20 protein-coding genes are annotated in these 17,006 nt (G+C 65.6%); 3 read left to right on the forward strand and 17 right to left on the reverse strand.

All coding sequences use genetic code 11. From position 1 onward, the window contains the following. Window positions 1-126: 126 nt before the first annotated feature. The 16 genes from ACFSCW_RS01450 to ACFSCW_RS01525 form a co-directional block, all read right to left on the reverse strand. Window positions 127-1,026 (reverse strand): hemolysin family protein, encoded by a 900-nt coding sequence (locus ACFSCW_RS01450; protein ID WP_380886146.1) that lies wholly within the window; start codon window positions 1,024-1,026, stop codon window positions 127-129. Then, the gene (ybeY, locus tag ACFSCW_RS01455; protein ID WP_380886148.1) at window positions 1,007-1,540 is read right to left on the reverse strand and encodes an rRNA maturation RNase YbeY; all 534 of its coding nucleotides are present in this window, start codon (window positions 1,538-1,540) and stop codon (window positions 1,007-1,009) included. Before ybeY ends, ACFSCW_RS01450 begins: the two co-directional genes overlap by 20 nt. Further along, window positions 1,537-1,932, reverse strand: coding sequence for a type II toxin-antitoxin system VapC family toxin (locus ACFSCW_RS01460; protein ID WP_380886150.1), 396 nt, complete (start codon window positions 1,930-1,932; stop codon window positions 1,537-1,539). The genes ybeY and ACFSCW_RS01460 overlap by 4 nt, the downstream gene beginning before the upstream one ends. Continuing rightward, a complete protein-coding gene (locus ACFSCW_RS01465) occupies window positions 1,929-2,186 on the reverse strand; it encodes a type II toxin-antitoxin system VapB family antitoxin (protein WP_380886152.1) in 258 nt (85 codons plus the stop codon). The genes ACFSCW_RS01460 and ACFSCW_RS01465 overlap by 4 nt, the downstream gene beginning before the upstream one ends. A gap of 50 nt (window positions 2,187-2,236) precedes the next feature. Beyond that, the gene (locus tag ACFSCW_RS01470; protein WP_380886154.1) at window positions 2,237-3,232 is read right to left on the reverse strand and encodes a PhoH family protein; all 996 of its coding nucleotides are present in this window, start codon (window positions 3,230-3,232) and stop codon (window positions 2,237-2,239) included. A gap of 15 nt (window positions 3,233-3,247) precedes the next feature. Continuing rightward, window positions 3,248-4,558, reverse strand: a complete 1,311-nt coding sequence (gene miaB, locus ACFSCW_RS01475) for a tRNA (N6-isopentenyl adenosine(37)-C2)-methylthiotransferase MiaB (RefSeq protein ID WP_380886156.1) — start codon at window positions 4,556-4,558, stop codon at window positions 3,248-3,250. 7 nt (window positions 4,559-4,565) lie between these two features. Beyond that, window positions 4,566-5,327, reverse strand: a complete 762-nt coding sequence (locus tag ACFSCW_RS01480; protein ID WP_380886158.1) for a lysophospholipid acyltransferase family protein — start codon at window positions 5,325-5,327, stop codon at window positions 4,566-4,568. After that, a complete protein-coding gene (locus ACFSCW_RS01485) occupies window positions 5,299-5,721 on the reverse strand; it encodes a Fur family transcriptional regulator (protein WP_380886160.1) in 423 nt (140 codons plus the stop codon). Before ACFSCW_RS01485 ends, ACFSCW_RS01480 begins: the two co-directional genes overlap by 29 nt. A gap of 62 nt (window positions 5,722-5,783) precedes the next feature. Further along, window positions 5,784-6,200 carry a Ros/MucR family transcriptional regulator gene (locus ACFSCW_RS01490; RefSeq protein ID WP_380886162.1) on the reverse strand — a complete coding sequence of 139 codons (417 nt, stop codon included), beginning with the start codon at window positions 6,198-6,200 and terminating at the stop codon, window positions 5,784-5,786. A gap of 104 nt (window positions 6,201-6,304) precedes the next feature. Further along, window positions 6,305-6,790 carry a GNAT family N-acetyltransferase gene (locus tag ACFSCW_RS01495; RefSeq protein ID WP_380886164.1) on the reverse strand — a complete coding sequence of 162 codons (486 nt, stop codon included), beginning with the start codon at window positions 6,788-6,790 and terminating at the stop codon, window positions 6,305-6,307. Next, window positions 6,787-7,401: a tRNA (adenosine(37)-N6)-threonylcarbamoyltransferase complex dimerization subunit type 1 TsaB gene (tsaB, locus tag ACFSCW_RS01500; RefSeq protein WP_380886166.1), complete on the reverse strand. Its 615-nt coding sequence runs from the start codon at window positions 7,399-7,401 to the stop codon at window positions 6,787-6,789. The genes ACFSCW_RS01495 and tsaB overlap by 4 nt, the downstream gene beginning before the upstream one ends. Before the next feature lie 12 nt (window positions 7,402-7,413). Further along, on the reverse strand, window positions 7,414-8,004 hold the full coding sequence (locus ACFSCW_RS01505) for a malonic semialdehyde reductase (protein WP_380886168.1): 591 nt from the start codon (window positions 8,002-8,004) through the stop codon (window positions 7,414-7,416). Window positions 8,005-8,030: 26 nt separating this feature from the next. Further along, on the reverse strand, window positions 8,031-8,600 hold the full coding sequence (locus ACFSCW_RS01510) for a NifU family protein (RefSeq protein ID WP_380886170.1): 570 nt from the start codon (window positions 8,598-8,600) through the stop codon (window positions 8,031-8,033). A 45-nt stretch (window positions 8,601-8,645) separates the two neighbouring features. Further along, the gene (locus ACFSCW_RS01515) at window positions 8,646-9,683 is read right to left on the reverse strand and encodes a hypothetical protein (protein WP_380886172.1); all 1,038 of its coding nucleotides are present in this window, start codon (window positions 9,681-9,683) and stop codon (window positions 8,646-8,648) included. 99 nt (window positions 9,684-9,782) lie between these two features. Beyond that, entirely contained in the window at window positions 9,783-10,292 is a 510-nt protein-coding gene (locus ACFSCW_RS01520) for a DUF1993 domain-containing protein (RefSeq protein WP_380889979.1), read from the reverse strand. 25 nt (window positions 10,293-10,317) lie between these two features. After that, window positions 10,318-11,613 carry a M20/M25/M40 family metallo-hydrolase gene (locus ACFSCW_RS01525; RefSeq protein WP_380886174.1) on the reverse strand — a complete coding sequence of 432 codons (1,296 nt, stop codon included), beginning with the start codon at window positions 11,611-11,613 and terminating at the stop codon, window positions 10,318-10,320. A 103-nt stretch (window positions 11,614-11,716) separates the two neighbouring features. On the opposite strand from ACFSCW_RS01525, the gene ACFSCW_RS01530 reads away from it, so the two are divergent. The 3 genes from ACFSCW_RS01530 to ACFSCW_RS01540 all read left to right on the forward strand — a co-directional run bounded on the left by ACFSCW_RS01530 (window position 11,717) and on the right by ACFSCW_RS01540 (window position 16,076). Then, window positions 11,717-12,538, forward strand: coding sequence for a tetratricopeptide repeat protein (locus tag ACFSCW_RS01530; RefSeq protein ID WP_380886176.1), 822 nt, complete (start codon window positions 11,717-11,719; stop codon window positions 12,536-12,538). A 219-nt stretch (window positions 12,539-12,757) separates the two neighbouring features. Further along, the gene (locus ACFSCW_RS01535; RefSeq protein ID WP_380886178.1) at window positions 12,758-14,059 is read left to right on the forward strand and encodes a DEAD/DEAH box helicase; all 1,302 of its coding nucleotides are present in this window, start codon (window positions 12,758-12,760) and stop codon (window positions 14,057-14,059) included. Between the two features lie 94 nt (window positions 14,060-14,153). Continuing rightward, window positions 14,154-16,076, forward strand: a complete 1,923-nt coding sequence (locus tag ACFSCW_RS01540; protein ID WP_380886180.1) for a hybrid sensor histidine kinase/response regulator — start codon at window positions 14,154-14,156, stop codon at window positions 16,074-16,076. Here the strand turns inward: ACFSCW_RS01540 and ispH are convergent. Then, on the reverse strand, window positions 16,045-16,992 hold the full coding sequence (ispH, locus tag ACFSCW_RS01545) for a 4-hydroxy-3-methylbut-2-enyl diphosphate reductase (RefSeq protein ID WP_380886182.1): 948 nt from the start codon (window positions 16,990-16,992) through the stop codon (window positions 16,045-16,047). The genes ACFSCW_RS01540 and ispH overlap by 32 nt on opposite strands. Window positions 16,993-17,006: the final 14 nt, after the last annotated feature.

Genomic DNA, 17,006 nt, shown 5'->3' on the forward strand with positions numbered 1-17,006 from the left:
CACTATCGAGCTTGGGCCTGAATCAATTTCGGGGGCGGCACAATCTCTCTGGGGTGAGCCGACTCGAAATTGCGACGGAATGAAGACTCGCAGCTCTTATCCACAAGCTTGTCCGCAGGCGCGCGGCTATTCGGTCTCCAGCACCGGCTCCGGCGCATGCAGGCGAACGCGGTTGATGTGCCGCGCATCGGCGTCCGTGACCTCGATTCGCCAGCCGCTCGGGTGCGGCACGATCTCGCCCGGCTGCGGAATCCGCCCGGCCAGCACGAAGGCGAGGCCGCCCAGCGTCTCGACATCCTCCTCAACCTCGGCCAGCCGCGGGTCGAGCTCGGCGGCGACGTCTTCCAGTTCCGCACGGCCGTCGGCGTCCCACATGCCGCCGCCCAGATCGACCAGGGTCGCCTGCGGCGCATCGTCATGCTCGTCCTCGATTTCGCCGACGATCTCCTCGACCAGGTCCTCGATCGTGACCAGGCCTTCGGTGCCCGAATATTCGTCCACCACGATCGCGAGATGCGTGCGGGTCGCGCGCATCTCGGCGAGCAGATCGAGCACGCCCATAGAGGTCGGAACGTAGCGCGGCTCGCGGACAAGGCCGGCGATGCTGGCGGGCTTCTCGGCGCCGGTCGCGAGGATCGCGAACACGTCCTTGATGTGGATCATGCCCGTCACATGATCGAGACTGTCGCGATAGACGGGCAGGCGGCTGTGCCCGGCCTCGGCGAAATGCGTCACCAGCTCGTCGAAGCTGATCGATTCGGGCACCGCGATGATGTCGGCGCGGGGCACGGCGACGTCGCCGACCGTATCCTCGCCGAAATGCAGCAGGTTGCGGACCATCTGCCGCTCGACCTGGGAAAGGTCGCCGGCCTCTGCCGGCTCGCCCTCATGCTCCTCGATCGCTTCCTCGATCTGGTCGCGCAGGGTGGGTTCGCTGTCGCTTCCGAACAGCATGTCGCGCAATCCGCGCCATAGTCGGCCACTCCCGTCCGAGGCGTGGCCGCTTCTACTCGAATCCTCTGGCATCTAACTCCGGTTCGTCCCTGTTGTAGGGGTCGTGCAGCTCCAGCCGCGCCATGACGTCGCGTTCCAGCGACTCCATATGCTCGGCCTCGTCGGACCCCTGATGGTCATAGCCTAGCAAATGCAGCAGGCCGTGGACAATCAAATGGGTGGCGTGTGCCTCCAGCGCGACTTCTTTCTCTGCCGCTTCGGCCGCACAGACGCCGTGGGCAAGCACGATATCGCCCAGCAGCAACTCGCCATCGTCGCTGTTCTGGCTGACGGTTTCGAGCAGGTCCGGCTGCACCATCGGGAAGGACAGCACGTTGGTCGGCTTGTCCTTGCCGCGATATTGGAGGTTGAGCTGATGCACTTCCTCGTCGGAGGTGAGACGGATCGACACTTCGACCAGCGCGTCCGAGGCGCCGAGCTCGGCATGCGGCGTCGCGTTCAGCGCCGCAGTCACGGCCCGGGTCGCAAGGTCTTCCCAGTCTCCGGCTGGCCAGGGCTGCTCGACCTGAACGGCGACGTCGATCATGCGAGGTCCGTCCGTGCGAAATCGTCGCCCTTGTACAGCAGCTTCGCGCCGTGCGCCTTGGCGCAGGCATAGGCGAAGCAGTCGCCCATATTTAGATTGGCTTTATGGCGGCCTTTTCCAAACCTCGAAAAGGCAGCCATCGCCAGGCTGGCTTCCGGGCCGCCAATGCTTACAACTTTGATGGGACACCCATCTATCAAGCCATCGACCATGTCGGCTGCGATCCGGAGATCATAGCGGTACGAGCGATGAAGCGCCGTGACGGCCTCCCACATCGCTACGGCTGATGTGATCGGACTCTCCGCGTCGCCCAGTCGCGCTGCCAAATCGTCCGCACCGTTCTCCTGCGCGAGCATCGCCACGATGGCCGAGGCATCAACGAACAAGCTCACAAATCTTCTTCGTCCGACATCCAGTCATACAGAGAACGATCATGCCTGATGCCGGCAGGGGACGGATCAGGAAAACGACGCCGATATTCACGAAGCCAATTCACGAAATCTGGCTTCGGCTCTTCCGGGCCAAGTTTGGCTTCGGCCTCCTGAAACAACTCACGCACGGCCTGAGTTTTTGTCTTGTGCTGGCGGCGAGCGACGCGGGCGACGAGCGCCGCTGTTTCGGCATCCTTGATGTAAAGCGAAGCCACAAGCAATCTCCAAGGATATCCGAAGTGGATATCAGGATATCCTGATCAGGTCAATCAGGGGACCCCTCATACGCGTCGACGATCGCGCCGACGAGCGGATGGCGGACGACGTCCTTGCTGCCGAAGCGGACCATCGAAATGCCTTTCACGCCTTCCAGTCGGGCGACGGCGTCGGCGAGGCCCGAGCGGCCGATGTCTGGCAAGTCGACCTGGCGCGGATCGCCGCAGACCACCATGCGGCTGTTCTCGCCGAAGCGCGTCAGGAACATCTTCATCTGCATCGGCGTGGTGTTCTGCGCCTCGTCGAGGATGATGAAGGCGTTGGCGAGGGTGCGGCCGCGCATGAAGGCGATCGGCGCGATCTCGATCTCGCCCGACGCCATCCGCCGCTCGACCTGCTCGGTCGGCAGCATGTCGTAAAGCGCGTCGTAGAGCGGGCGCAGATAGGGATCGACCTTCTCGCGCATGTCGCCGGGCAGGAAGCCGAGCTTCTCGCCCGCCTCGACCGCCGGGCGCGACAGGATCAGCCGGTCGACCGAGCCTGCGATGAGCTGCTGCACGGCCTGGGCGACGGCGACATAGGTCTTGCCGGTGCCTGCCGGGCCCAGCGCGAAGATGATTTCGTCGCGGGCCAGCGCTTCCATGTAGCGGATCTGCGTGGCCGAGCGCGGGACGATCGTCTTCTTGCGGGTGCGGATCATTACCGGCGGGGGCTGCGAGACGTCGGTGCGGATGATGCCTTCCAGCGTCGGTTCGTTCGACATTGCGATCACCGCCTCGACCGTGCCGGCGTCGATTTCCTGGCCCTGCACGATGCGGTTGTAGAGGCCGGTCAGCACGTCGCGGGCGCGGGCGGCGGCTTCGGCCTCGCCCTCGATCTGCAATTTGTTGCCGCGCGCGGCGATATAGACGCCGAGCCTGTTTTCGATCGCGACCAGGTTCTGGTCGTAATGGCCGAACACCTGGCCGAGAAGCTGGGGCCGGTCGAACAGGACCTCGATCCGGCTACGGTCGCCCGGCTGGGCGGGAACAGGCTTACGCGACATGCACCTCCTTGGGCGTCAGGCGGCTTGCTTGCGAGTCACAACGCCGGTGAGACTATTCGGTCCCGCGGCGGCGATGTCCACCTCGATCAGGTCTCCGATCGCCCCTTCATCCACAACTATCGATTGCAGCCAGGGCGACTTGCCGATGAGCTGGCCAGGATGGCGGCCGGGTCGTTCCAGCAATGCGGTGGTGCGCGTGCCGACCGTCGCCTTGTTGAACGCAGTCTGTTGCTCGACGATCAGCGCCTGCAGCCGCTTCAGCCGCTCGTCCATCACGTCCGGCGCGATCTGGTCCGGCATCGTCGCGGCCGGGGTGCCGGGGCGTGGCGAATATTTGAAGCTGAATGCCTGGGCGTGGCCGATCTTCCACACGATATCGAGCGTCGCCTCGAAATCCTCGTCGGTCTCACCGGGGAAGCCGACGATATAGTCGCCCGAAATGGCGATGTCCGGCCGCACCGCGCGCGCGCGGTCGAGGATTCGCAGATAGCTCTCGGTCGAGTGGCTGCGATTCATCGCCTTCAGGATGCGGTCGCTGCCCGACTGCACGGGAAGGTGGAGGAACGGCATCAGCTTGTCGACGTCGCGGTGCGCGGCGATCAGCCCGTCGCGCATGTCGTTCGGGTGGCTGGTCGTGTAGCGGATGCGCGCCAGATCCGGCATGGCGGCGAGCGCTTCGATCAGGTCGTGCAGATAGCGCCCGTCATGTTCCCAGGCGTTGACGTTCTGGCCGAGCAACGTGATCTCGCGCGCGCCGGCATCGACCAGCGCCTTCGCCTCGTCGACGATCGCGTTCCACGGCCGGGAGACTTCCGCGCCGCGCGTATAGGGCACCACGCAATAGGTGCAGAATTTGTCGCAGCCTTCCTGAACGGTGAGGAAAGCGCTCGGCCGAACCTGCCGCGCGCGGCCGGGCAATACTTCAAACTTCGATGCCGCCGGCATATCGGTGTCGAGCGCGCGCTTGCCTTGCGCGGCCTTCGCGACCAGTTCGGGCAGCCGGTGATAGGCTTGCGGGCCGACGACGATATCCACATCCTTGGTGCGGCGATGGATTTCCGCGCCTTCGGCCTGGGCGACGCAACCGGCAACCGCGACCAGCGGCCGGGTGCCGTCTTCGCGGCGCAGCCGGCCGACTTCGGAATAGACCTTCTCTGCCGCTTTTTCGCGGATGTGGCAGGTGTTGAGCACGACCAGATCAGCGTCCTCGGCGTCCGTCGCCTCAAGACCCTGGCTGGTGAGCAATTCGGCCATGCGTTCGCCGTCATAGACATTCATCTGACAGCCGAACGATTTGACGCGGTAGGTTTTGGGGGAGCGATTCACGCGGGCGCTATACGCCGCCGCTCTCCCAAGCGGAACCCGTGAGGATGCGGTTCCGCGCTTCGGCGGCAATGGCCTTGCGGTCGCCGACGGCGCCCGGCTCGAACGGCTCAAGGCAGTCGATCCGTACCGTGAACGTCCCCCGTCGCGTCAGCACGCGCCAGGCATTGTCGAGCGCCGGTTCGTCGTCGATCCAAGCGAGGTCGATCGCCGCGCCATAATCGAGCCGCAGCGGCTGAACGCGGATCGCGCGCGGCGGCGGCGAGACCACTTCCAGCAGCGACGGCTTGAAGGGTAGAAGCTCGATCGCAGTGGTGCCTTCGGGGAAAATCGCAACCGGCTGGTGATGGGCAAGCGCGTCGCGCACGAGCTCTACCTGTTCATGGACGCCGGCGCGATCGGCGCGATCGACATAGATCGTGTTGTTGAGGCCGGCCAGCCAGCCGACCAGCGGCCAGTCCCTGACGCCCGAGTTGGCGACGAAGGCCGTTCCCGTCGCACCCGCAATGATCGGAATGTCCAGCCAGCTCTGGTGGTTCGATACGAACAGCACATCGCGGGCAAGAGGCGTGCCGCGCACTTCGACCACGGCGCCGCAAATGCGCGCGACTTTCGCCAGAAACCTCTGCGGCCAATGCGACGGCAGCCGCACCGCGCGGGTCAGCAGGTGCAGGACGACGTAAGCGAGGCAGCCGAGCGCCAGCAGCAGCAGCCGCGACCAACCCCGGACCGGGGCGAGCGAGTCAGCTCTTGCGATCGATTGCGACGCCATAGAGCTCCATGCGGTGATCGACGAGGCGGAAGCCCAGTTTCTCCGCGATCTGGCGCTGCAGCAGCTCGAGCTCGGGATCGACGAACTCGATCACGCGGCCGGTCTCGACATCGATCAGGTGATCGTGATGCGCTTCGGGCGCCGCTTCGTAGCGGGCGCGGCCGTCGCCAAAATCATGGCGCTCGAGAATGCCCGCCTCTTCGAACAGACGAACGGTGCGATAGACGGTCGCAATGGAAATGCCCGGATCAATCGCCGAGGCGCGGGCGTGCACTCTTTCGACGTCGGGATGATCTTCGGATTCGGAGATGACCTGCGCGATCACCTTGCGCTGGTCCGTGATCCGGAGCCCTTTTTCATGACAAAGCGCTTCGACGTCGATCTTGCGGTGCATGAGGGCGATGTAGTGAGTTTGGGGCCCGCCCGCCACAGCAAAGCGGCAGGCGGGCTAAGGCCTTACCGCCCCCGGCGGCGCTTGGTGCCGAGGCCGATTTTCTTCGCAAGCGAGCGGCGCTGCTCGGCGTAATTCGGCGCGACCATCGGATAGTCGGCGGGAAGGTTCCACTTTGCCCGATACTGATCCGGGGTCATGTTATAGTGCGTCATCAGGTGACGCTTGAGCATCTTCAGCTTTTTGCCGTCTTCCAGGCAGACGATATAGTCGGGTTTCACCGATGCGCGGACCGAAACCTTCGGCTCCTGCTTGACCTCAGGCTGCGGAGCGGGGCCGCCGAGCGCAGTCAACGCATTGTGCACGTTCGAAATCAGGGTCGGCAGGTCGTTAACCGCGACGCTGTTGTTGCTGACATGCGCAGCGACAATGTCGGCGGTCAGCGTGATCAGCGTTTCCTTCATCTCGGATTGTTCGGCCATTGTTTCGAAAGCTTTCGTGTTTGGTTGCGACCATCATGTTGATGACCGAATAGTGCCATGTCTTTAAGATGACCTGAGTTCAAGCCGAAAATGACCGCGCGCCCTTAGATGACGCCAAGACGCCTTTTGAAAGTGAGCGCATCGAACACTTTGCCCGACCGGCCCCGATAATAGCCGCGACGGGTTCCGACCTGCACGAAACCCGCCTCGCGATAGAGCTCGATCGCCGGATTGCCGGAGCGGACCTCCAGATGGAGCTGACCCACGCTTTCCGCCTGCGCGTCTTCCATCGCCTGGCTAAGCAGGGCGCGGCCCACGCCTTGCCGGCGATAGCGATTGCGCACGGCGATGAGCAGCAACTCGGCCTCGTCGGCGATCGTTCGGAGCAGAGCAAAGCCGGCGGGGTCCTCGTCGGCACGCGCGATCAGCAGCCAGGTTCCGGGCAGGCCGAGGATGCCGGCGCACTGTGCCTCGGTCCAGGCCTCGCCATATTCGGGGTCGAACGCGTCGCCCATCGCGACCATCACGTCCGGCAGATCGGCCATGCCGCCCGATTCGATGCGGAAGGCGAGATCGGCTGCCAAGGTCATGCAGGCAGGCGCGCGTCCGGCGCGCGGCCATAGATCGGGCTGGGAGAAAGAGCTGTGAGAGCCGGCGGCAGCAAGGCGGTGTTTCGCGCGTCGGGATGAACGGCGATCGCCCGCCCGGGCGCCCCTGCCGCGCGCATCGCTTCGGCGCCCGATCCGGCAATCGGGTCCTGGCCGCAAAAGGCAGCCGCATCCTCCGGCTTCAGGGACGCCAGCGGCGTGATCGCAACCACTCCCTCTCCAAATCGCTGGACGAAATACTCGCCATGTCCGCCGACGATTGCAACGGTAAGCGTTGGGGGGGCGTCGGGTTCCGCAAAAGCAGTCGCAGCGATCAGCGCCAGTGACGAATAACCGGATACTCGCGCGCCCCAGGCAAGGCCGAAGGCGCGGGCAGCGGCGAGCCCGACTCGAACGCCGGTGAAGCTGCCGGGGCCGCAATCGACGAGAATAAGCTCCGCCCGTCCGCGTTCTGGCATCTCCGCGATCATCGGGATCAGCCGCTCCGCATGGCCGCGGCCGACCAGCTCATGACGGTGGGCGACGAGGTTTCCGTCCTCGAACAGCGCAACCGAGCAGGCTTCGGCCGCCGTTTCGATCGCGAGCGTTCTCAAAGGCCAGGAAACCTACAGAACCTTGTTAAACCGCTCGAAAGCGGGCCGCGGTAAACGACCGAAGATGGTCGACGGGTCGCCATAACCGAGCGTCGAGATAAAGTTCGACTTCACGTTGGTGCCGGCGAAGAACAGCGCATCCACTTTGGCGTTGTCGAAGCCCGACATCGGCCCGGTATCGAGCCCCAGCGCGCGCGCCGCAAAGATGAAATAGGCGCCCTGCAGCGAGCTGTTGCGAAGCGCATGGGTCTTACGGACTTCGGCGTCGGGAAACCAGTTTTTGGCGGTCTGGTCGTGGGGGAACAGCTCTGGCAGATGTTCGTGGAAATCCACGTCCATGCCGATGATCACCGTCGCCGGGGCCTTCACGATCTTGGCGGCGTTCTTCTCCGACGCGCAGGAGGCGATCTTCGCCTTGGCGTCCTCGCTCACGCACCACACCAGCCGCGCGGGAAGCATGTTGGCCGAGGTCGGCCCCATCTTCATCAGGTCCCAGATCTGGCGGAGCTGGTCTTCGGTGACGGGCTTGTCGAGATAGCCGTTATAAGTGCGGGCCGTGCGGAAAAGCTGATCCAGCGCGGTATCCGGCAGTGAGTCGGCCACGAAACATCCCCTTGATTGCGGTGCGGTCAGACGGCCTGAACGTTCGTCACTTCGGGCACATAATATTTAAGCAACTGCTCGATGCCCTGCTTGAGCGTCGCGGTCGAAGAGGGGCAGCCGGAACAGGCGCCCTGCATCTTCAGATAGACCGTGCCGCGCTGAAAGCCGCGATAGACGATGTCGCCGCCATCATTCGCGACTGCGGGCCGCACGCGGGTGTCGATCAGTTCCTTGATCTGGCTGACGATGTCGGCGTCCTCGGGATCGTCGGTCGCGATCTCATCGTCGATCTGGATGCCCGCGGCGGAACCCGCGCGGAACAGCGGCATGTCGCCCGAGAAATGGTCGAGCAGCACGCTCAATACGTCAGGTTTCAGGTCGCGCCATTCCGAGCCGGGTGCGGCAGTGACCGATACGAAGTCGGAGCCGAAGAACACGCCTTCGACATCGCCCAGGTTGAACAGGGCTTCCGCGAGCGGCGAGGCTTCCGCCTCCTCGGGCGTCGCGAAGTCGCGCGTGCCGCCGGTCATCACCGGGCGGCCGGGCAGGAATTTGAGCGTCGCCGGATTGGGCGTCGTTTCGGTCTCGATCAGCATGGGCGCTCATGTGGGCCGAACGCCCATGCCGATCAAGGCCGCAACTCAGAACAGCGATCCGCCGCCGAGCAGTGACGGCAGCAGCGTCGAGGCGAGATCGCCCATGCCGCCGAAGGAAGTGTCGGACGAATAGGGCGCGTAGCTCGCCAGTTGCAGCGGATAGACGTCGGGCGCGCCATAGCCGCCATAGTAGCTGTCATATCCGCCAAGCCCCGCCAAGCCGAGGCTGCCCAAGCCGCTGCCCAGCCCCAGATTGCTGCCGGTCAGGCTCTGCATCAGCACCGGGAGCAACAGGCCCAGCATGCTGTTGCCGCTGCCGCCACCGAACAGGCCCGCATAGTCGCTGCGGTAGGCCGGATCGATCGGGCTGTAGCTGTAGGAGTCGTAGCTCGCAGGCCAGTAGCTCGAGGGCTGATAATAATAGTCGTCGTCGGGCTGATGATAGCTCGCCTGCGAGTAATAGCTCTGGCTATAGCCGTAGTCGTCATAGGCCTGCGGCCGATAGGCAGAGCTCCACTGCGGCGCGCTGTAATAGGCAGGCGCGTAATAGCGGCCCGGCCGCGCATAGCGCTCCGCCGCGACATAGCGCGGTTCGGATCGGAAGCGCTCGCGATGTTCCCACTCGCGCGCATACCGGCGCTCTTCCTTCGCTTCGCGCTTCCAGGCCTTGCGAGCCCATTTGTCGTCATAGCGGACGACACGCGTCGGGGCGCCGTACCAGCCCTGACGCGCCCAGCCGCGGTCGCCGCGCGCTTCGCGCCAGCCGCGATTGCCTTCCCATCGACGTTCGCCGCCCCATTGGCGTTCGGCCTGTTTCCAACCGTGGCCGCGGCCGCCCTCGTCGCCGCCGCGTGCCCAGCCGCTCTGTTTCCAGCTGCCACCGTTGCCGCGGCCCTCATCTCCGCCGCCATGCTTCCAGCCGCCATTGCCATGGCCTTGGTCGCCACCGCCGCCTTCGTGTTTCCAGCCACCGCCGCCATGGCCACCGCCATCGCCGCCGCCATGACCGTGACCACCCTTGTCCGCAAAGGCCGGCGAAGCCGCAGTCGCGGCGAGCAGCAGGCCGATCAGAGCCTTACGCATGAGTCTCCTCCTGTCCGCGCCCCGTGCTCGAAACGCCGGAAGCTAGGAGAAGTGTCGTGAGTCGGTGCTGAACCGGCCGTTCAGCCGAGGTTTAGGGGCTCAGCTTTCCGGTTGGATGTTCGGCGGACCGAGATGCTGAAGGAAGTCGGGCTTGCCGAGCGCGACGCCCGCCGCGCGTAGGATCGCGTAGGCGGTCGTCACATGAAAGAAGAAGTTCGGCAGCGCAAAGCTGGTCAGATAATCCTGGCCGGTGAAGCGATAGCCCATGCCGTTCGGGAACTTCAGCTCGACCGTCCGGCCCGCGCTGTCGGTAAAGGCGGACGGATCGACGCTCTTCACGAACGCGATCGTCTTGTCGCACCGTTCCCGCAGCTCGGCGAAGCTGGTTTCCGTGTCGGGCATCGACGGCGCGTCGATGCCGACCAGCCGCGCGATGCCGTTCTTCGCGGAATCGGAGGCCATCTGATACTGCGCGGGCAGCGGGCGCATGTCGGGCGCCAGCCGCGCCTCCAGCAACTCCGCTTCCAGCTTCTCGGCTGCCGCCTTGTCGAGCCAGGCGCGCATGTCGGTGAGCGCGTTCGTGAACAGCGGGACCGACGCTTCATAGATACCGAACGACGTTCGACTCTCCCGTTTATCTTGCTTCTTTGCTCAGCCGCGTCATCAGGATCGCCGCCCGCTTGGCCTGGCGGCGGATGGAATCGAGGTTCACTGTCTCGCCCGGCGCATGATCGCCATCGCTGTCGGTGCCGAGCCCGACCAGCCCGCTCACGTCCTTGGCGACGAAAGCGATGTCGCCGGCGCCGCGCTTCAAGGGATCGAGCTCGGGCATGGCTTTCAAGCCCAGATCGGCGTTGACCGCGTTCAGCCGCTTCAGCAGCGCGCGGTTGCCTTCGGTGGGCGCCATCGCCGGATAGCCGGGATCGAAGCTGATCTCGGCCTTCGCGCCCGGATAGGCGCGCGCGACGATCGCCTGCATCTTGCTCTGCACGCGCGCGGTCTGCTCATCGGAGAGTGTCCGCATGTCGCCGCGCACCAATGTGATCGCGGGGATGATGTTGGTCTTGCCCGCTGCCGTGCCCCGGATTTGCCCCGCATCGAGCTCCGCCTGGGTGCCGCCGACGATCAGCCCGACATTGTAGGTCAGGTTGGGCTCGCGCAGCTCGTCGCGAAAGGCGGAGACGATGCGGCTGGCGGCGTAGATCGCGCCCTCGCCGGCATTGGCGGTGAAGATTCCGCTCGAATGGCCGCTCTTCGCCGTCACCTTCAGCGTCCAGCTCGTCGAGCTGCGCCGCGCGATCGAGCCCCAGTCCTGGCCGTCGATCACCGACAGGCCTTCGAAATCGAGCGCGGCGTCGGCGCGCTTGCCGGCGGCGATCAGGTCGCGGCGGGAAATGGTGTGCGGATCGCCCGAATCCTCTTCGTCGCCGGTCAGCACGATTTCGATGTCGGCGTCCTTCAGCGTGCCCGCCGCCTGCATCGCGCGCAGTGCCGCGACGATCACCACCATGCCGCCCTTGTCGTCGCCGGCGCCCGGCCCTTCCGCGCGCTCGCCCTTGCGCACGAAGCGCTGGAACGGCGAATCCTTCTCGAACACCGTGTCGAGATGGCCGATCAGCAGCATCCGCTTGCCGCGGCCATTGCCCTTGTGGACCGCGACGATGTGGCCGGCGCGCTTGACCTCGGCCATGGGGATCCAGCTCACCTGAAAGCCGAGCGGCTCCAGTTCGGCGCGCATCATCTCGCCGACCCTGGTCACGCCTTCGATATTGAGCGAGCCCGAGTTCTGGTTGACCAGCTTTTCGAGCAGGCCGACCGACCGCTCATATTCGGCGTCGACCGTCGCCGTCATCTTTTTCTCGGCCGGACTGAGGGCGGCAAAGGCGGGCGAGGCGGCGGCAAGCAGCAGGCCGGCAAGCAAGGTTTTCAAAGGGCTATCTCTCAACTGGGTTCGCGGCCCGTTTGCAGGAGCGCTCCTGGATCGACAAGCCCTGCCGCCAACCCTAACGGTTGCGTCGAAAGGGGAGGCGCGCATGCGCAAATTGGTCCTTGGCGTCGCCTTGCTGGTGCTGTCACAGCCGGCGGCTGCCGCTCGGCCACAGGATGACGCGCGGCAGATCGCGGCGGTTTGGACGGACGAGCAACGGGCCGCGTTCGATGCCGAGCAGCGCGGGGACGCTGCAGCCGCGCTTGCCGCTGCGGCCCGGCTGGAGGCGTTGGCAGCATCCTCGCGTCCGCGAGGACCGGCCTATGTCCAGGCTTTGCTGTCGACCGCGTGGCAGGTGCGGTCGCAATTCTCGACGCCGGCAGAGCTGCTCGCCCGCCCGGAGCCGACCTCGGACCAGCTTGCCGTGCACGCATTGTGGCGCGCGCTCAGGATCGAGGCGATGGCGCGGGGCGGCGAGACCGGGCAGGCCCACGACGAGCTGTTGCTGATGCGCAAGGAAGCGTTGCGCGACAAGCTGGCGGACAGCGACCTCCCGCTGCTCCGCATCGCCGAGCATGTCGCCGTCGCCCGGATCGAGTTGGCGAACAGGAATTACCGCGGGGCCGCGCAGCGCTTTTCGCGCGCGGCGGAGATAGAAGCGAAAGTCGGCGCCAGCGAGCCGCCCGTGTGGCACCAGCCTTTGGATTCTTCGCTAGGCGCCGCGCTGTTGAAGGCCGGCGACGCACGCCCGGCTTTAGAGGCGTTAACTCGTGCACTCGCGCGCCGGCCCGACAATGTGTGGGCGCTCTGGGGTCGCGGCCAGGCTCAAAAGGCGTCGGGCAATGTCGCCGGTGCTGACGCGAGCATGAGGGAAGTCGACAAGCGTTGGAGCGGCGACCGGAAATGGCTGACGCTCGACCGGCTTTGACGTCCGCCTTGCTTCCGCCGCATTCCATCGCCATATGGCCGCTGCGCACGGGGCTTGTCCCCGATGGTCCGGCAGCGTGAACAGCTCTCTAGAGCCCGGCCGCACCGCTTAGCGCTCCTGCCAACAGGCTTCCCTTTTCACGCGGGTTGTCAAACCAACCCCGCGTTTCCGCGGCCGCGCAAGGTGCGCGCCGTCGATCCGCATCTTTGCGAGTAATTCATGACGAAATTCACAGACCTCGGCCTGGCCGAGCCGATTCTCAAGGCTCTGTCGGCCAAGGGCTATAACGATCCCACGCCGATCCAGGTCAAAGCGATCCCGCCGGTGCTGGAAGGCCGCGACCTGTGCGGCATCGCGCAGACCGGCACCGGCAAGACGGCGGCGTTCGCGCTGCCCAGCCTCGACCATTTCGCCCGCCACCCGAAGCCGACCCCCATCGGCGGCTGCCGCATGCTCGTCCTCTCGCCGACCCGCGAGCTGGCCGCTCAGATCGCGCAGTCGTTCCGCGACTATGCCCGCTTCATGCGCTTGTCGGTCGAAACCGTGTTCGGCGGCGTGCCGATCGGCCGCCAGATCAACAAGATGCGCCCCGGCGTCGACATCGTCGTCGCGACGCCGGGCCGGCTGCTCGACCTGATCGACCAGCGCGCCCTCACTTTGCGTGACGTCGAAGTCTTCGTGCTCGACGAAGCCGACCAGATGCTGGACCTGGGCTTCATCCACGCGCTGAAGCGGATCAGCCAGATGCTGCCGAAGCAGCGCCAGACCCTGTTCTTCTCGGCGACCATGCCGAAGGCGATTGCGGAGCTGGGCGACCGCTTCCTGACCGATCCGGTCAAGGTCGCGGTGACGCCGGTCGCCTCGACCGCCGAGCGCGTCCGCCAGTTCGCGACCTTTGTAAACCAGGCCGAGAAGCAGGCACTGCTGACGCTGACGCTCAAGTCCGAGCCGATCGACCGCGCGCTCGTCTTCACCCGCACCAAGCATGGCGCCGACAAGGTCGTGCGCAACCTGCAGGCGGCGGGCATCGGCTGTGCGGCGATTCACGGCAACAAGTCGCAGCCGCAGCGTACCCAGGCGCTGCAGGCGTTCCGTTCGGGCGAGATCAAGATCCTCGTCGCGACCGACATCGCCGCGCGCGGCATCGACGTGTCGGGCGTCAGCCACGTCTTCAACTTCGAGCTGCCGAACGTGGCGGAGCAATATGTCCACCGCATCGGCCGCACCGCGCGCGCCGGGCGTGACGGCATCGCGATCAGCTTCGTCGATGGCGAGGAGCGCGCATACCTGAAGCAGATCGAGCGGCTGACGCGCGTGCAGCTCGAGCCGGTGCCGCTGCCTGAGAATTTCGAGAAGGCCAAGGCGTCGCTGCCTAAGCCGACCCAGGCCAAGCCGACCGCCCAGCGCCGTCACGAAGAGCAGCGCGCGCGGCCGGCGGGCGACCGCCCGCATCGTCCCTTTCGCCGCCGGTCGTCCGGGGTTGGGACACATAAGGGCGCGGTGCGGCGCGCGGGCGCATAAGCGCTTGATCTGGCGAGAGTAGGAGCTAGGAACGGCGTCTGGGCGGGGGGAACGTCCCGGCCGGGCGCGGTTCCGGCCCGTTAGAAGGTTTGCAATGCCCGAAACCGGCACCTCGTCTGCCGTTCCGATCGACGATCGTTTCCAGCTGCTCGTCAACGCTGTCACCGATTACGCGATCTACATGCTGGACGCCGACGGCCGGATCGCGACCTGGAACCCGGGCGCACGCCGGTTCAAGGGCTATGAAGCCGACGAGGTCATCGGCGAGCATTATTCGCGTTTCTTCACGCCCGAAGACCGCGAGGCGCGCCTACCCTGGCGCGCGCTCGAGATCGCGGCGGCGGAGGGACGGTTCGAATCGGAAGGGTGGCGTGTCCGCAAGGACGGCACGCGCTTCTGGGCGCATGTCGTGCTCGATCCGGTCCGCACGCACGATGGCGCGCTGATCGGCTTTGCCAAGATTACGCGCGACATCACCGAAAAGAAAAAGGCGGAGAGGGCGCTTTACGAGAGCGAGCAGCAGTTCCGCATGCTGGTCCAGGGCGTAAAGGACTATGCGATCTACATGCTCGACCGCGACGGGCGGGTGACCAACTGGAACGCGGGCGCGCAGGCGATCAAGGGCTATTCCGCCGACGAGATCGTCGGCGAGCATTTCTCGCGTTTCTACACCGAAGAAGACAAGGGCAATGGCGAGCCCGAACGTGCGCTCCAAACCGCGCTACGCGAAGGAAAATACGAGCGCGAAGCGCTGCGCGTCCGCAAGAATGGCGAGCGCTTCTGGGCCAATGTGACGATCGATCCGATCTATAACGAGGCCGGCGAACATGTCGGCTTTGCCAAGATCACGCGGGATGTGACCGACCGAAAGCGCCGGGAGGAGGAGCTTGAAGAAGCGCGTGCGGCGCTCGCCCAGTCGCAGAAGCTGCAAGCCCTGGGCGCGCTGACCGGCGGCATCGCGCACGACTTCAACAATCTGATGACGGTGATCCGCGGCTCGGCCGAGCTGCTGCAGCGTGGCGGCCTGAGCGAGGAGCGGCGCCTGCGCTATCTCGACGCGATCACCGATACGGCGGATCGCGCGGCGACGCTGACGAGCCAGCTGCTCGCCTTCAGCCGCCGCCAGCCGCTGACCCCCGAAGTGCTGGACGTGAATGTCCGACTCGACGCCTGGGCCGAAGTGCTCGGGCGCACGCTCGGCAGCACGATCGAGGTGAAACTGGACCTGGCTCCCGGCCTGTGGCGCGTGGAAGCCGACCCCACCCAGCTCGAGATTGCCTTGCTCAACGCCGCGATCAATGCGCGCGATGCGATGCCCGACGGCGGCCGGCTGACTATCGCCACGGCCAACAAGGAGGCGGAGGGCCTGGTCTGCATCGCGCTCACCGATACCGGCCAGGGCATGCCGCGTGAGATCATCGACCGCGCGTTCGAGCCGTTCTTCACGACCAAGCCGGTCGGCAAAGGCACAGGCCTGGGCCTTTCCCAGTTCCACGGCTTCGCGGCTCAGACCGGTGGTCGCGCCGAAATCGAATCGGAGCCGGGCAAGGGAACCACGCTGCGGCTGCTGCTGCCGCGCACGGACAAGCCTCTGTCCTCTAACGCCACCGGCAATCAGCAACACGAGCTGCCGCAGGGCCTGCGCGTGTTGCTGGTCGAGGATAATGAGCGGGTCCGCGACTTCGCGCGCCACTTGCTGGACGATCTCGGCTGCACGGTGCTGAACGCGGCCAATGGCGAGGAAGCGCTGGCGATCTTGCAGCAAGAGCGGGTCGATCTGGTCTTCACCGATGTCGTGATGCCGGGGCTGAGCGGCGTCGAGTTGGCGAAACGCCTGCGTGACACTCACCCGAACCTGCCGGTGATCCTGACCAGCGGCTATAGCGACGAAGTGGTGCAGGGCCGCGCCGGCAGCCTGGAAGTCGTCCGCAAGCCTTACCGGCGGGACACGATTGCCGCCGCCATTGCCCGCGCGGTCGGGCCGGTCACGCCGCCTGCAACGCGCGCGGAAGCTTGAAGACCATATTCTCCGCAGCCGTCGCGATCTGCTCCTCTTCGATCGCATAGCGCTCGGAAAGCTTCGCCACCACTTCGCGGACGAGCTGTTCGGGGGCCGAAGCTCCGGCGGTCAGTCCCAGGGTGCGCACGCCGTGCAGCCAGGCGAAATCCACATCCTCGCCGCGCTGCACCAGCATCGCTTTCGCGCCGGCACGTTCCGCCGCTTCCACCAGCCGCAGCGAGTTGGAGCTGTTCGGGGCGCCGATCACCAGCATTGCGTCGCACAGCGGCGCGATCGCCTTGACGGCCGCCTGTCGGTTCGAGGTCGCGTAGCAAATGTCCTCGCCGCGCGGACCTTGGATCGCTGGGAATCGATGCTTCAGCGCGCAGACGATCGCGGCAGTGTCGTCCACCGACAAGGTCGTCTGGGTCAGGAACGCCAGATTGTCAGGATCGGCAGGCGCAAGGGTTTCGACGTCGGCCAGCGTTTCGACCAAGGTGATCCGCCCATCCGGCACCTGACCGAACGTGCCGATCACTTCCGGATGGCCGCCATGCCCGACGAACAGGATGTGCTTGCCGGCATCGACCAGTTTCTCGGCCTGGCTGTGCACTTTGGAAACCAGCGGGCAGGTCGCGTCGAGATAATGCAGGCCCCGCGCTTCGGCTTCCGCGGGCACGGATTTCGGCACGCCGTGCGCGGAGAACACCACCGGGGCATCGTCCGGCACTTCGTCCAGCTCTTCGACGAACACCGCGCCTTTCGCCCTGAGCGCATCGACGACGAAACGGTTGTGCACGATCTCGTGGCGCACATAAACGGGCGCGCCATAGCGTTCGAGCGCGAGTTCGACGATCCGGATCGCCCGGTCGACGCCCGCGCAAAAGCCGCGGGGCGCCGCTATCAGCAGCTTCAGGACAGGCAACGATGTCATGTTGCCTGCGCAGA

Origin of the sequence: Sphingomonas tabacisoli, assembly GCF_042678385.1 — a bacterium.
Classification (GTDB): domain Bacteria; phylum Pseudomonadota; class Alphaproteobacteria; order Sphingomonadales; family Sphingomonadaceae; genus Sphingomonas_B; species Sphingomonas_B tabacisoli.